The organism is Rhizobium indicum (genome assembly GCF_005862305.2).
GTDB lineage: Bacteria > Pseudomonadota > Alphaproteobacteria > Rhizobiales > Rhizobiaceae > Rhizobium > Rhizobium indicum.
On record NZ_CP054021.1, the window covers coordinates 1528530 to 1541893 of the forward strand.

Consider the following 13364-nt stretch of genomic DNA (forward strand, 5'->3'; position numbering starts at 1 on the left):
TTCCTACCCATCTACCGTTTCGCCGTGCTGTGACACCAGTTGTTTGGGGAAGCCAGTGCGCCCAGCCAATCTCCCCCCTTGTGGGGGAGATGCCCGGCAGGGCAGAGGGGGGTGCCACACGCACCCCGAACCCTACGTCCTCACGCCGCCACTTCCCCCTGCACCGCAGCTTCCGCCAGCTTCCGCGCCGCGACGAAATCCACCTTGCCGGAGCCGAGTACCGGCACCTTGCCGATATTGACCTCGGCCGGGACCATCATGTCCATGGCGCCCTTGGATTTGGCGAAGGCGAGGAATTCGGCGCGGGTGGCGGTGGGGGCGTCGGTCAGGAGCACCAGGCGTTCGCCCTTCTTGGCGTCGGGCAGCGAGGAGACGACCGAGAGGGCACCCGGCCAGAGTTCGGCGGCGAGCGTCTCGACGGCGGCGAGCGAGATCATTTCGCCGCCAATCTTGGCGAAGCGTTTGGCGCGGCCGCGGATCTTGACGAAACCGTCCTCGTCGATGGTGACGATGTCGCCGGTGTCGTGCCAGCCGTCGGCGAGCGGCTCGAGCACGCCGGGCTTTTCGGCGCGCAGGTACCCTGCCATGACATTGGCGCCGCGCACATGCAACCTGCCGCCCTCATCGATGCCGGGCACCGGTTCGAGTTTCCATTCCATGCCCGGCAGGATTTTGCCGACCGTGCCCGACTTGTTGTACATCGGCGTGTTGATCGAAATGACAGGCGCGGTCTCGGTGACGCCGTAACCTTCGAGGATGCGCAGGCCGAACTTTTCCATATAGGTCTGGCGGGTTGCGGCCTTCACCGGCTCGGCGCCGGAGAAGATATAGCGGATCGAGCGGAAGTCGTAGGGATGCGCCGTCCTCGAATAGCCGTTGAGGAAGGTGTCGGTGCCGAAGATGATCGTGGCGTTGGAGGCATAGATCAGCTCCGGCACGATGCGGTAATGCAGCGGCGACGGATAGAAATAGACCGGCACGCCTGATATCAGCGGCAGCACGGTGCCGGCCGTCAGCCCGAAGGAATGGAACACCGGCAGGATGTTGAACACCTTGTCGCCGCTGTGGAAATCGATGCGGGCGGCGGCCTGGGCGGCATTCGACAGGATGTTGCGGTGGGTGAGCACCACGCCCTTCGGCGTGCCCTCGGACCCCGAGGTGAAGAGGATCACGGCCGGATCATCCGGCTTACGCTTGACCAGCGGCCGCGCCTTGCGGAGATACCCAAGGATCTTGTCCTTGAGTGAGATTTCGGCCCTGAGATCATCGAGCCAGACGATCTTCACCTGCTTTTCCATCTCCTCGATCACGGGCCCGAGCTTCGCCTGGGTGACGAAGGCGCGCGAAGTCAGCACATGCCTGACTTCGGCGGCCTTGCAGGCGGAGAGGATATTGGCGGCACCCGCGGTGAAGTTCAGCATCGCCGGCACCTTGCCCGCGCTCATCACGCCGAGAAGAGTGGCGGCGGCGCCATTGGCATTCGGCAGCATGACGCCGAGGTTGGTTTCCGGAAACAGCGTGCGGAATTTGGCGCCGAGCACGGCAGCCCCGGTCAAGAGCTTGCCATAGGTCAGCCGGCCGGTGACCGGATCTTCGACGGCAAGCTTTTTCGTGCCGAATTCATGGCCTGCCTGAATGACGCGGTCGAGCACGGTGGACGAGGTATCGGCGGTCTGGAACAGCAGGTTCGACATGACCTGATAAAGTGCTGCACCCGCCGCCGTACGGCGCTTGCGGCCTTTCAGCTCCGGCGGTACTTCCAGCTTCACCGGTTCGAGAATGGTGACCTTGACCTTGGGGAACAGCCGGCGGCGGATCTTGCCGTTATCGAGATAGGAGAGATAGCTCTTCTCCAGCCCGTCGATCCTGACCGGCACGACCATCGAGCCGGTCTTGTCGGCGACCATGGCGGCACCGTCATAGACCTTCATCAGCGTGCCGGTCACCGTCAGGCGGCCCTCGGGGAAGATGCCGATCGGGTTGCCGTCCTGCACCACCTTGATCAGCGAACGCGTCGCCATCGGTTTTGTCGGGTCGAGCGGCAGGAATTTGCACATCTTCAGGAAGGGCCGCACCCACCAGGCCTGGGCGATCTTGTAATCGACGGCAAAGGTGGGCTCTTCCTCGGTGATGGCAAGCGCCAGGGCGCCATCGAGCAGGCTGACATGGTTGAGCGCGATGATCGGCGCGCGGCCGGCCTTCTTGATATTCTCCAGCCCCTCGACCTCCAGCCGCATGAAGGCGCGGAACAGGATCGAGATGAAATCGCGGAAGGGATTGGTCGGCAGCGTCTTCAGCATCAGCCAGGCAACGGCGAAATTGATCACGCCGAGGCCGATCAGGATTTGAGGGATGGAGGCGCCGAGCGCCTGGACGACGGCAACGAGGCCGAGGCCGACGGTGATGAACAGGGCCGACAGCACATTGGCGGCACCGATGACGCGGGCGCGGCGGTCCTCATGCGCCCAGGTCTGCAGCGCGGCGAAGGTCGGCACGGCGATGAAGGCGCCTGCTATCGCCATGCCGGCGAGATCGATGGCGACGCGGATGGTATTTTCACCGGCAAAGAAACCGGCAATCGTCGTTGCGTGGCTCACCGAAGCCAAGCCCCAGAGATTCCAGGCGAGATCGAGGCTGAAGAGGCCAAGCAGCGCGGTGCCGACCGGGGCCGGCAGCAGCACGATGCGGCCAGACGACATCCAGGCGGCAATCGCCGAGCCGACGGCGACGGCGATGGCAAAGACGGTGAGATAGGCCGGCACGACGAGCTCGGAGCCGCCGAGCAGCTCGGTGACCATAGTCGGCAGGATGGAGAGAACGAAGGCGCCGACCAGCCAGAACCAGCAATTCATCAGCGCCGAACGCCACAGGCGTTTGTCCTCGCGGATTTCCATGACGAGGGTGTAGCTGGAGCGGATGACATTGCGGTCGATCTGAAGATCCGGCGCCTTGGAGCCGGTGGGCGGGATCATCCGGCTGGCGAGCCAGCAAAGCACCGAAAGCCCCATCATCATCGTGCCGAAGAGCAGCACATTATCGCCGCTGGAAAAGGCGAGCGCGGCGATGATCGTGCCGGAAAGGATGGCGATGAAGGTGCCGCCCTCGATCCAGGCATTGGCCTTCGGCAGGTCGCGGCGTTCGAGATGATCGGGCAGGATGCCGTATTTGATCGGCCCGAACAGGGCCGAGACAACACCGAAGCCGAACAGCGCCGCCATCAGCACGAAGATGGACGAAAACGCGAGACCGACGACGGCAAGGGCGGCGACCGCGATCTCGCAGCGTTTCAACAGCTCGGCGATCTTCGCCTTGTCGTGCTTGTCGGCGAGTTCGCCGCCGAGTGCAGAGAGCAGCAGGAAGGGCACGATGAGGATGACGCCGGCAAGCGTCACCAGGGCGGCACCTTCACTGGCCGACATCTTGAAGAGAATGAGGAACACCAGGGTGTTCTTGAGGAAATTGTCGTTGAAGGCCGTCAGGAACTGGGTCCAGAACAGCGGCGCGAATTTCCTTGAGGTCATCAGATTGTGTTGCACGGCGGGTCCCTCTTTCGACTGGCAGAGAAGGCCACAGAGTTGTTACGCAAAAGTTGAATGCGGTAACAACTCTGCGCTGTGGTTAACCAAGATCAATCTTCATCGTTACGATTGAACTTGACCAGGAGTTTCTCCGTGCGGGCATCCTCGACCTTGCGGATCAGCTTCTCGGATTCGGCGTTATCGCGCAGCGTCTTGGTGATGTTCACCGTGGTCTGTACCAGCATCAGAATGCCCATGGCGAGATAGCCTTTGCCCCAGAGATCGAGCGGCATCATGTAGAGGCCGAGCGCCAGCATGAAGGCGGCCGAGCCGAAGGAGATGTAGGAGAAGCTGACCCAGCTCGCGGAATGTTTCTGGAAACTGTCGTTCATATCAGTGGTCCCTATGGTTCGATGGATGAATGGTTGGATGGATGCGATTTCAGGCAGCAGGCGTGATGCGGCTCTTCAGCCGCGCCAGCACATCATCGGCGGATGAGCGCAGCGGCGCGCCGAAGCCGGCATTGGCAAGCTTTTCGATGATGCCGGCCGGGCGGATGGCGCCTTCCATGTCCTTCAGGGCGGCGGCCGTCAGCTCATTCTGGCTCTGGCGCAGGCGAAGGCGGGCGAGCGTCTCCTCGGCATCGTCGAGCGTCGCAAAGCCTGGACCGGCGACTGCGACATCGAGCTTCTGCGCCTCCTGCGTGGCACGCGCCAGCCGCTCGCCGCGCTGCAACTCCTGCAGCCGCGCTTCGGAGGCCCGGACGATGCCCTTCAGCTTGTCGATCGCTTGAGTGAACTGGGCCTGCGCCCTTTCCGATGCATCGCGCTCGGCTTCGAGAAAAGCGATCGCCTCGGCCGCCTCGCGGGCGAGAGCCTCATTGCCCTTGGTGAGTGCCGCGGAAGCGCGAACCTCGAGATCGGCGATGCGGGCAACGATCGTTGCGTGCTGCCCCTTCTCCTGCTCGTTCTGGGCGATGGCGACCGCCACACTGCGCCGCGCCGACTGGATCGATTGGGCGGCATCGCGGATCTGCTGGGAAAGCAGCGGCACGGCGTTACGATCGGCGAAAGCCTGTTCGGCATCATGCGCCCTGCCCCGCAACAAAATGGAAATCAGTTTGAACATTTCCTTCCTCCGGTTTATGAACGTTGTTCACGAGAGGTGTTATGCCAGAATCATGAACGTCGTTCAAGATAAATTTTGAACGACGTTCAAAAAATCGAAGTGGAATGGTTAATGGCCGGTAGGCGAGAAGAAAAACGCGAAGACCTGAAGGCCCGGCTGATCGAGGCGGCGCGCGAGCGGATCGCCAGAGACGGGCTGGCGAACCTCCGGGCCCGCGATATCACCCAGGATGCCGGCTGCGCGCTTGGCGGCCTCTACACGGTCTTTTCAGACCTCGCCGAGCTCGTCATCCACGTCAACTCCGCGACGCTGAAGGCGCTGGAGGCAAGGCTGACCCTTGATAAAACCAAGGACCGGCCGCCGACCGACCGGCTGCGCAACCTGGCGCAGGGATATCTCAGCTTCGCCGTCGAGCACCGGAACCTCTGGAAGGCGCTGTTCGACCACTTCCCGCCGGAAACCAGCCCGACGCCGCAATGGCATCTTAACGAGCACCTCTTCCTGATGGACGTGATCGCCGAACCGCTGGCCGAACTGCAACCCGACATGCCCCCCGAAGACCGCGCCATCCGCGCCCGCACCCTCTTCGGCGCGGTGCACGGCGTCGTCAGCATCAGCCTCGAAGGCCGCTTCGTCGGCCTGCCGCTGGAGCGGCTGGCGCGGGAGGTGGATGAACTGGTGCAGACGATAGCGGCCGGGGCGGAGCGGCGGCGGGGGTGATGGGGCGGCCACCGGTTTTTGATTGGAACGTCAGCGCACATTCCGTCATCCCAGACGTTGCCCCACTACTGTCCGGGTCGTGCCGATGGCACCAACCGATAGCAATGCGGCTTTGGCAGCTTTGCGCCGCCAGTTGCGGACGTTCAGACGATCGGCGACCATAGAGGTTCTGTACGCTAGCTGTGCTGTCCAAATTGAGCATTTGGTGCGGAGAGATTGCTCGCGCTACCGGGCATTAGTTTGGGACACTAAACTAGCCGCACTCACGGGGATATGGCTGCGCAAAGGGACTCAAATATCTCCTCGCAATAATTTGCAATTTCTACATAAGAAACTGGAGACCGAGGTGATTGAAAACGCTGCATGTATAGGGTTCGGTACCTACTTCCGCCCATGCCCAGAGTTGTGGTAACTGGGGAGTACATTATTGTTTACGGGGGCGAGATGCCAGACATCGTTACTCATAAGCCGGGTAGCTTTTCGGAAGTGATGCAGCTTGTTGAAGCGTTCCAAGATGCCCATGAGACTTCGTGGTATCGAGGCGTTGGTAACGCGGAGCATTCCCTGACCCCCACAATATTTCGGCATCCAAAGCATACGAAAATTGAGAAAATCCATGAGATGGAGACTGCTCTCTCGTCTGTATTCGAGCAACGCTCACCACCGTTTGTAAGTCAAGCTTTCAAAAGCGTTTGGGAACGAATGTTTTACATGCAGCACTACGGCATACCTACCCGGTTACTAGACTGGACGGAAAGCCCGTTTATCGCATTATACTTTGCGCTTACCTCTTCCGAAAGGACAAAGACGGGGAAACCAAAGAATGATGCGGCATTTTGGATGCTCGATCCAATTTTGTGGAACCGTGGCGCGCTCAGCGACATCTCCTTCAATGGAGGTATTCTCGACCCAAACCGTGAGCAAGTGAAAAGTTATAGCCCCGAAGCGGATCTTGATGAGCGGAAGAATCTTCCGATAATGATTTACGGCACTCACAATAGCCCGCGGATAGTGGCGCAACGAGGAATGTTCGCCTTGTTCGGAAAAAGCGTCGATGCCATGGATAAAAGCTACTCAGATAATCCCTTTGCCGATGGAACGCTGCATAAAGTCGTCATAGATAAGGACATACGGGATACCGTTGCGCATTCGCTCTTCCGCAAGGGGATATCCGACTCAACAATTTACCCCGATCTTCACGGCTTATCGCTTGAACTAAGGCGATCTTTTGGGTTTTCGCAATGAGCATTCTCAGGATAACTCCGCATAATCCGAAAACTCTAGTGTGGTGGTACAATCACCGGGAAGACATTGACTTTGACCCGCCATATCAGCGCCGTGGTAGGCTTTGGTCTGTAGAAGACAAAGCTTTCTTGATCGATTCCATTATAAATGGATTTGACGTACCCAAGTTATACTTGGCCGATTTTCAGATAGGTCAATCAGCGCTCAACAACTCCAAGCTTCCGTACGCAATTATCGATGGAAAGCAACGCTTGGAAGCGATTTTCGACTTCTTTGAAAATAAGCTCGTGCTTGGCCCCAGCTTCTCATTCAAGAAGGATCCGTCCTTGAAAATCGCTGGCTTAAGCCTGAGAGACCTGCGGAGATCGCATCCGAAGGTTGCAGAGGAATTTGAGAACGCATCCCTAGACATTATGAGCGTCTTTGCAGAAGACGAAGCCGATATTAATGAGATTTTCGTTCGTTTGAACAAATCAAAACCCCTTACGGGAGCCGAAGTCCGTAATGCCGTAATAGGACCGGTATCGGATCTTATTCGCGTCTTAAGCTCTCATGCTTTCTTTATAGAAAATATCAGATTTGGCGTCTCGCGCGCAGCAGACCTCAATGCCGCGGCAAAGCTGTTGCTCTTTGAGTACGCTGGAAAGCCTACAGCTACCAAGAAAACAAACTTGGACGAGTTTGCGCGGCAAGATGTAGATAGAGAAAAACTAGAACTAGCGGCTCGAAGAGCCTTGGACACGCTCACCGCTATATCTGAGATCTTTATACCGCGTGACCCTCTACTCGCGTCCGCAGGCATAATTCCGGTTTACTATTGGTTTATTCGAGGCATCCCCGAGGAGCAGCGCTTCGGAGTGCGACAGTTTCTGAACGACTTTGAAGTGCAGCGTAAAGAGAATCGAGAAATGCAAAAAGATGTGGGAGAGGAAAGCCTTAATCCTTCCTTGGCTCGCTTTGACACCCTTAATAGAAGTACTAATGACCAACAAAGCCATGTTGGCCGAATCCAGATACTAGAAGAGTTCTTTAACCAATGGCCGTTGCGTTAAACGCTTCCTGCAAGCAGTACCTTGCATTCTCATCAAGTCGGGAAAATTCATAAACCCCAACCCTACTCCACATACCTAAATATCCCGATTGGTAAATTCCCATGAATCCTCACCTGGGAGGAGCGCGCGGTGGAGCCCATGCCTCAACTCCTCCGTTGAGCAAACCAACGAAAGCTGATTGACTGACGCCGCCGCCGCGAATGGAGACAGCATGAGCCGTATTTTCATCACCGGTTCCACCGATGGCCTCGGCCTTGCCGCGGCACGCACCCTGATGAAGGAAGGCCATGACGTCGTGCTGCATGCCCGCTCCAGGGAGCGTGCAGCCGCTATCTCAGAGATTTCGGCCGCGGCGCTCGGCATCGTCATCGGCGATCTCGCCCGCGCCACGGAAACGCGCTCGATCGCCGAGCAGGTCAACGCTATCGGCCGCATGGACGCCGTCATTCACAATGCCGGCATCTACCTCGAGAGGAGCCGGGGCGAAACGCCGGAAGGCCACGCCAAGACGCTGGCGGTGAATGTGCTTGCCCCCTATCTGCTCACCGCCTGGATCACCCGCCCCGATCGCCTGGTCTATCTCAGCAGCGGCATGCACCGCAGCGGCAGCAGCGCCCTTGACGATATCGACTGGAAGAAGCGGCCGTGGAACGCCAGCCAGGCCTACTCGGAAAGCAAGCTCTATATCGCCACCCTCGCCGCCGCCCTCGCCCGCCATTGGCCGGATGTTCTCAGCAACGCGGTGGATCCCGGGTGGGTACCGACCAAGATGGGTGGCGCCGGCGCGCCCGATGACCTGGAGATGGGGCATCTTACGCAGACATGGCTTGCGGCAGGTGATGGCGAAGCTGCGAAGGTCAGCGGCGGTTATTGGTATCATCGGCAGCGGCGGGAGGCGGCGGCGGAGGTTAGCGATACTGGGTTTCAGGATGCGCTAGTGGAGAAGCTTGCCAGACTCACAGGTGTTCGTCTGTTCGCGGAGCGCCCGTAGGGCGAAAGGCCGGCCGGTTACGAGTGTTGCCGCGTTCGAAACCTTTGAAAGGCGATGTTCGACCACTCCCCGCCGGAAACCAGCCCGACGCCGCAATGGCATCTCGACGAGCACCTCTTCCTGATGGACGTGACCGCCGAACCGCTGGCCGAACTGCAACCCGATATGCCCCCGAAGACCGCGCCATCCGCGCCCGCATCCTCTTCGGCGCCATCCATGGCGTCGTCAGCATCAGCCTGGAACGCCGCTTCGTTGGGGGTTGCCGTAGCGCAGGAGGTGGATGACCTGGTGTTGACGATCGCGTGGCGTACGGCTTCGACCTGGTAATGAGCACTAGTTTAAAGCCTTCCTGCCCCCCAAAACGCTCCAACTGTCGCGAGCGCAGCACCTACGAAAAATCGGTTGATATCGTGTTGGAGCGCTCGAACAGAAGTTGAGCGTGCGCAATAGTGACAAATAGTGATGCAGGAGTTGTCGCGACACGACTAAACTCACACTCAATAAGAAGGACGATGCACGTGTCAGACTGGATCCCGGCTCTTACATCCTCAGGCTTCGTCGCGCTCATCTCGTTTATTTGGGGAACCTATTACAAAGCGGCTATCGAGAAGGGCGTTCAGCATCGGCTAGACTTGAAGCTTGAAGAGGTTCGGTCTCAATTCAGGCAAGAGGAAGAGAAATATAAGCAGGCGCTCGGAGCCCAAGATGCAAAAATCAGCGCGCTTCGCTCGGGCGCGTTAGCAGGTTTGGCAAACCGATCTATGTCACTCGACAAACGTCGCCTAGAAGCTATCGAAACGCTGTGGGCGGGCATCTCCGATTACGGACCGTTCAAAATAGTGGCACAGATGACGAAGGCCCTTAAGCTGGATGCGTTGATCGATGCAGCCGAGTTGGGCAAGCCCGACAGCGAAAAAATCCGGCAGTTCGCAGATGTAATTTGGACCATGTACAAGCTTGATGATTATCAGGCTGCGAAGCAGGTAACGCGCGAGCGACCGTTCGTCTCGCCGTTGGCGTGGGCGATTTATTCCGCACACGCAATAGCCGTTAGCTCGCCCATCGCTGGCCTTGCTGCCACCCGTACCGGCGTGGGCATGCAAATTCTTTCTGACCCGAAGCCACTACTGGATAGCGTAAAGGCGGTTCTGCCAGGCTATACCCAATTTATAGATGACCACGGAGCCGGGTCTTTCCCATACCTCATTGAACCATTGGAGAACGCGCTGCTGGATGAACTGCGCAAAAACCTTGACGGCGCCGAAGGTGATGAGCAGACCCTTCAGAAGGCCGCGGCAATTTTAAAGGCCGCAGAAGCGCTTAGTGGGACTCAGCTCGCCTAGCGCTCGCGGTCGGTCGAACACGCCTTGTATGTTGAAGTTTGCCGAGGGCCGAATTGTTGTATTAAGGAGACGATCAATCAAGCGTGGCACCTGACGCATCAACTGCCACAATAAAATTTTCGCCGGATGCACCAAATCCTAAACAATTTCGTTATCATTCAGTTATGCCAGCTACTATAAAGCGCGAACGCCCGATCTATAATCCTGCTGTTCTGCGGTGGGCACGGGAGCGGCGTGGCCTGGACATCGAGCACGTAGCCGAGAAGCTTCACCAGTCAGTCGCACGTATACAAGCTTGGGAAAACGCTTCCGAGGTACCGACAGTCAACCAAGCCCGTACCCTCGCAGACCTCTATGAACGCTCTTTCATGGAGTTCTTCCTTGATGAACTGCCCCCAGTCAAAGAACCACTGCTGATTCCGGACTTTCGCGCTCATCGGGGCATGACCATCCCTCGCGAAGTCGTTGCGCTCAAAGACATCCAATATTGGGCGGAAGCCCAGCGTGAAAACGCACTCGATCTTTTCGAAGAAGTCGGTGAGCAGGAACCGCGTTTCCCGGACATTCTCGGCTGCACTACGGCCGCAAACCCAGAGGATGTTGCTCGAATTGCCCGGGAGGCCATGGATTTTTCGATTGAGACACAGCTTGCTTTCAAATCTGCCGATCAAGTGAAGTTTCCTGCGATTCTTCGCCGTCACATTGAAAAGCTTGGCGTCCTGACGCTCAAGAACACGGCGCTGCGGGATGTCGGAGCGCGCGGAATGTGCATCGCCAAATTCCCGCTGCCAGTGATCGTCTTCGGTAACGAAGCGCCGACCGCGCAAGCTTTCACACTTGCTCATGAACTAGCCCATCTAACCCTTCATCAAAGTGGTATCATCGCTCCGCTCAGCGCGCAGCCCTCGACAACCGTCGAAGGGTGGTGCGATCGGTTCGCGGCAGCATTTCTTATGCCTCGAACTACGGTCATAGCCAGGGCTGGACCAGTGCCAACCCAACCGGCGCCGTTCATCTCTGATGGAAACGTAAATGATCTCGCGTCTACATTTCGCGTAAGCGCGCACGCCATGCTCATTCGCCTGGTGCACCTGGGCTACGTTCTGCCGGCATTCTATTGGAGCATTAAAAAACCCCAGTTTGAGCAGCAAGAAGCGAGCTACAAAAGCTTCGGACGATCTGAATATTATGGCACGAGATTCCGAAACGCGCTCGGGGACCTTTATACCGGGCTGGTTATAGAAGCATGGTCCAACGGCCGCATTACCAATCACAATGCCGCGCAATACATGGGTATAAAGAATCTTCAGCACCTGAATGATATCAGGGATCATTTCAGCTGATGGTGAAAAAATATTGTTTCGATACGTCCGGAATATCAAATCCTCTTGAAACTATGCCGGAGGACATCCACAAAACGCTTTGGGCACATTTCAAAGCATTCGTTCTCAGCGATTACATCGCAGTCACACCAGAAATTTTCGAGGAAATGTGCCACATTGCCGGCGATCTCGGACAATTCGTCAACGTATCAAAAGAGTTCATGGTGCTTGAAGTTGGAAGCCCTGATTGGGATTGGCAAACATACATAGGTCACTCGAACCAGTTGCTCACACGCCACCGGGACTGCATTTCCGAGTTCACGGGAGGCTCCGCAAAAACTATCTGCGTCAACGACATGACCATTATCGCACTGGCAAAGACCCTTAATGTGCCAGTCGTGAGCATGGAAAATCTGATCAGGGAAGAGACCCAAACCACCAAGCGTAAGATCCCAAACATCTGCCGTGCAGAAGGTGTGGTGCATCTTGCGTTCAGCGATTTCCTCAGACGAGAAAATCTGAGATTCTGACATACGAGCGCCCTTTGTCAGATCGCAGACCAGTATGATCGCACTGAAGCGAGCCGGAATTACTGAAGGGCAATATAATTGAGGTCGAGCTGATCGAAGACGTTTCGCCTATTTCCTCGGCTCACGGTACGCCTTCAACTCCTATTCGGTAGCGGGGAGAATTTCACTGCCCATGTTAGTGCAGCTCACGTTTCCATTTTCCAACTCACCGTATCAAGTGAGAAAAGCCAGTTGAACTCCATGAGGCGTTATATAAGCTTGACGATCCAGCACAACTGGAGAGACAAATGTCGCCGTACTCTGAGTTTGCCGTTGCGTCGTTTCGTGCTGTGGTCAATGCGTGTAAAAATTAGCGTGGCTGGGGCGCCTGGATTCGAACCAGGGGTGACGGTACCAAAAACCGTTGCCTTACCGCTTGGCGACGCCCCACCAGAGCTTGAGCGGAAACCGCTTGCTCAAATCGACGCCTGATTAGCAAAGCTCTTCGCCTGTCACAATGACTAAGTTTAACCCGGCGCAGATTTTATGCGCTGCGCAGCACCCGCCGTCGTGCTAGGAATTGGCGACGTCATTGGCCCGAGATCATTCCTTCATGGACAGTCCCGCATTCGACCTCGCTTTCGAGCCGGCCTATGGGCAGGCCGTGCCGGTTGTTTCAGGTGTCGAGCGGGTTACAGTGAACAATCCCGGGCCTTTCACCTTTTTCGGCACCAACAGCTATATCGTCGGCGCTTCCTCCGTCGCGATCATCGATCCCGGCCCGGAGGACGAGGCGCATTATCAAGCACTGATGGCAGCCCTTGGCGGACGCGCGGTGACGCATATCTTCGTCAGCCACACGCATCGCGACCACTCGCCGCTGGCGAGGCGCCTGCAGGCGGCAACGGGGGCGGTGACGGTGGGGCAAGGGCCGCACCGGCCGGCGCGGCCGCTGCGCGACGGCGAGATCAATCCCTTTTCCGAAAGCTCGGATCTATCATTCGTGCCCGATATAACGCTCAGTGACGGCCAAACCCTATCGGGCGATGGCTGGGCGCTGAGCGCGGTGCTGACGCCGGGGCACACGGCCAATCATGCCGCCTTCGCGCTTGCGGGTCGTGACATCCTGTTCTCAGGCGATCATGTCATGGCCTGGTCGACCTCGATCGTCGCGCCGCCGGATGGCTCGATGGCGGATTACATGACCTCGCTTGACCGGCTGATTGCGCGTGAGGACCGGCTGCTGCTGCCCGGCCATGGCGGGCCGGTGACGCAGCCGGCCGGATTCCTCCGGGCGCTGAAGGCGCATCGCCTCAAGCGCGAGCAGGCGGTGCTGGCGCGCGTCCAGGCGGGCGACCAGCGGATTGCCGAGATGGTCAAGGTAATCTATCGCGATACCGATCCGAAGCTGCATGGGGCGGCAGCCCTTTCCGTGCTCGCCCATATCGAGGATCTTTTGGAGCGCGGCGAGATTGCGGCGGATGGGCCGCCAACGCTTGCCGCCCACTACCGGCCGGCGTCATGAATATGAGGGTG

Annotated in this window: 11 protein-coding genes, 1 tRNA gene and 1 pseudogene; 9 read left to right on the top strand and 4 right to left on the bottom strand. The window is 58.1% G+C overall.

Going from position 1 to position 13364, the window contains the following annotated elements; genetic code table 11:
* Positions 1-140 precede the first annotated feature (140 nt).
* The 3 genes from FFM53_RS07710 to FFM53_RS07720 all read right to left on the bottom strand — a co-directional run bounded on the left by FFM53_RS07710 (position 141) and on the right by FFM53_RS07720 (position 4646).
* Positions 141-3536: an acyl-[ACP]--phospholipid O-acyltransferase gene (locus tag FFM53_RS07710; protein ID WP_138387912.1), complete on the bottom strand. Its 3396-nt coding sequence runs from the start codon at positions 3534-3536 to the stop codon at positions 141-143.
* A 92-nt stretch (positions 3537-3628) separates the two neighbouring features.
* Positions 3629-3910, bottom strand: a complete 282-nt coding sequence (locus FFM53_RS07715) for a YiaA/YiaB family inner membrane protein (protein ID WP_003546080.1) — start codon at positions 3908-3910, stop codon at positions 3629-3631.
* 49 nt (positions 3911-3959) lie between these two features.
* A complete protein-coding gene (locus FFM53_RS07720) occupies positions 3960-4646 on the bottom strand; it encodes a PspA/IM30 family protein (protein ID WP_173883556.1) in 687 nt (228 codons plus the stop codon).
* Between the two features lie 111 nt (positions 4647-4757).
* Between FFM53_RS07720 and FFM53_RS07725 the strand changes: the two genes are divergently transcribed.
* From FFM53_RS07725 to FFM53_RS07760, 8 genes and pseudogenes are all read left to right on the top strand, one after another.
* On the top strand, positions 4758-5366 hold the full coding sequence (locus tag FFM53_RS07725) for a TetR/AcrR family transcriptional regulator (protein WP_138388040.1): 609 nt from the start codon (positions 4758-4760) through the stop codon (positions 5364-5366).
* 444 nt (positions 5367-5810) lie between these two features.
* Positions 5811-6611 (top strand): FRG domain-containing protein, encoded by an 801-nt coding sequence (locus tag FFM53_RS07730; protein WP_173883557.1) that lies wholly within the window; start codon positions 5811-5813, stop codon positions 6609-6611.
* The gene (locus FFM53_RS07735) at positions 6608-7663 is read left to right on the top strand and encodes a DUF262 domain-containing protein (protein WP_138387915.1); all 1056 of its coding nucleotides are present in this window, start codon (positions 6608-6610) and stop codon (positions 7661-7663) included. Before FFM53_RS07730 ends, FFM53_RS07735 begins: the two co-directional genes overlap by 4 nt.
* 211 nt (positions 7664-7874) lie before the next feature.
* Positions 7875-8654, top strand: a complete 780-nt coding sequence (locus tag FFM53_RS07740; protein ID WP_138387916.1) for an SDR family NAD(P)-dependent oxidoreductase — start codon at positions 7875-7877, stop codon at positions 8652-8654.
* 48 nt (positions 8655-8702) lie between these two features.
* Positions 8703-8981: pseudogene (locus FFM53_RS07745) on the top strand (TetR/AcrR family transcriptional regulator); the annotation flags it as partial.
* Between the two features lie 191 nt (positions 8982-9172).
* On the top strand, positions 9173-9997 hold the full coding sequence (locus FFM53_RS07750) for a hypothetical protein (protein WP_138387917.1): 825 nt from the start codon (positions 9173-9175) through the stop codon (positions 9995-9997).
* 83 nt (positions 9998-10080) lie between these two features.
* The gene (locus tag FFM53_RS07755) at positions 10081-11340 is read left to right on the top strand and encodes an XRE family transcriptional regulator (RefSeq protein ID WP_138387918.1); all 1260 of its coding nucleotides are present in this window, start codon (positions 10081-10083) and stop codon (positions 11338-11340) included.
* Entirely contained in the window at positions 11340-11849 is a 510-nt protein-coding gene (locus FFM53_RS07760; protein WP_138387919.1) for a DUF4411 family protein, read from the top strand. The genes FFM53_RS07755 and FFM53_RS07760 overlap by 1 nt, the downstream gene beginning before the upstream one ends.
* 355 nt (positions 11850-12204) lie before the next feature.
* Here the strand turns inward: FFM53_RS07760 and FFM53_RS07765 are convergent.
* Positions 12205-12278: transfer RNA gene (locus FFM53_RS07765), tRNA-Gln, on the bottom strand.
* Positions 12279-12441: 163 nt separating this feature from the next.
* Here FFM53_RS07765 and FFM53_RS07770 point away from each other — a divergent pair.
* Entirely contained in the window at positions 12442-13353 is a 912-nt protein-coding gene (locus FFM53_RS07770; protein WP_138387920.1) for an MBL fold metallo-hydrolase, read from the top strand.
* Positions 13354-13364: the final 11 nt, after the last annotated feature.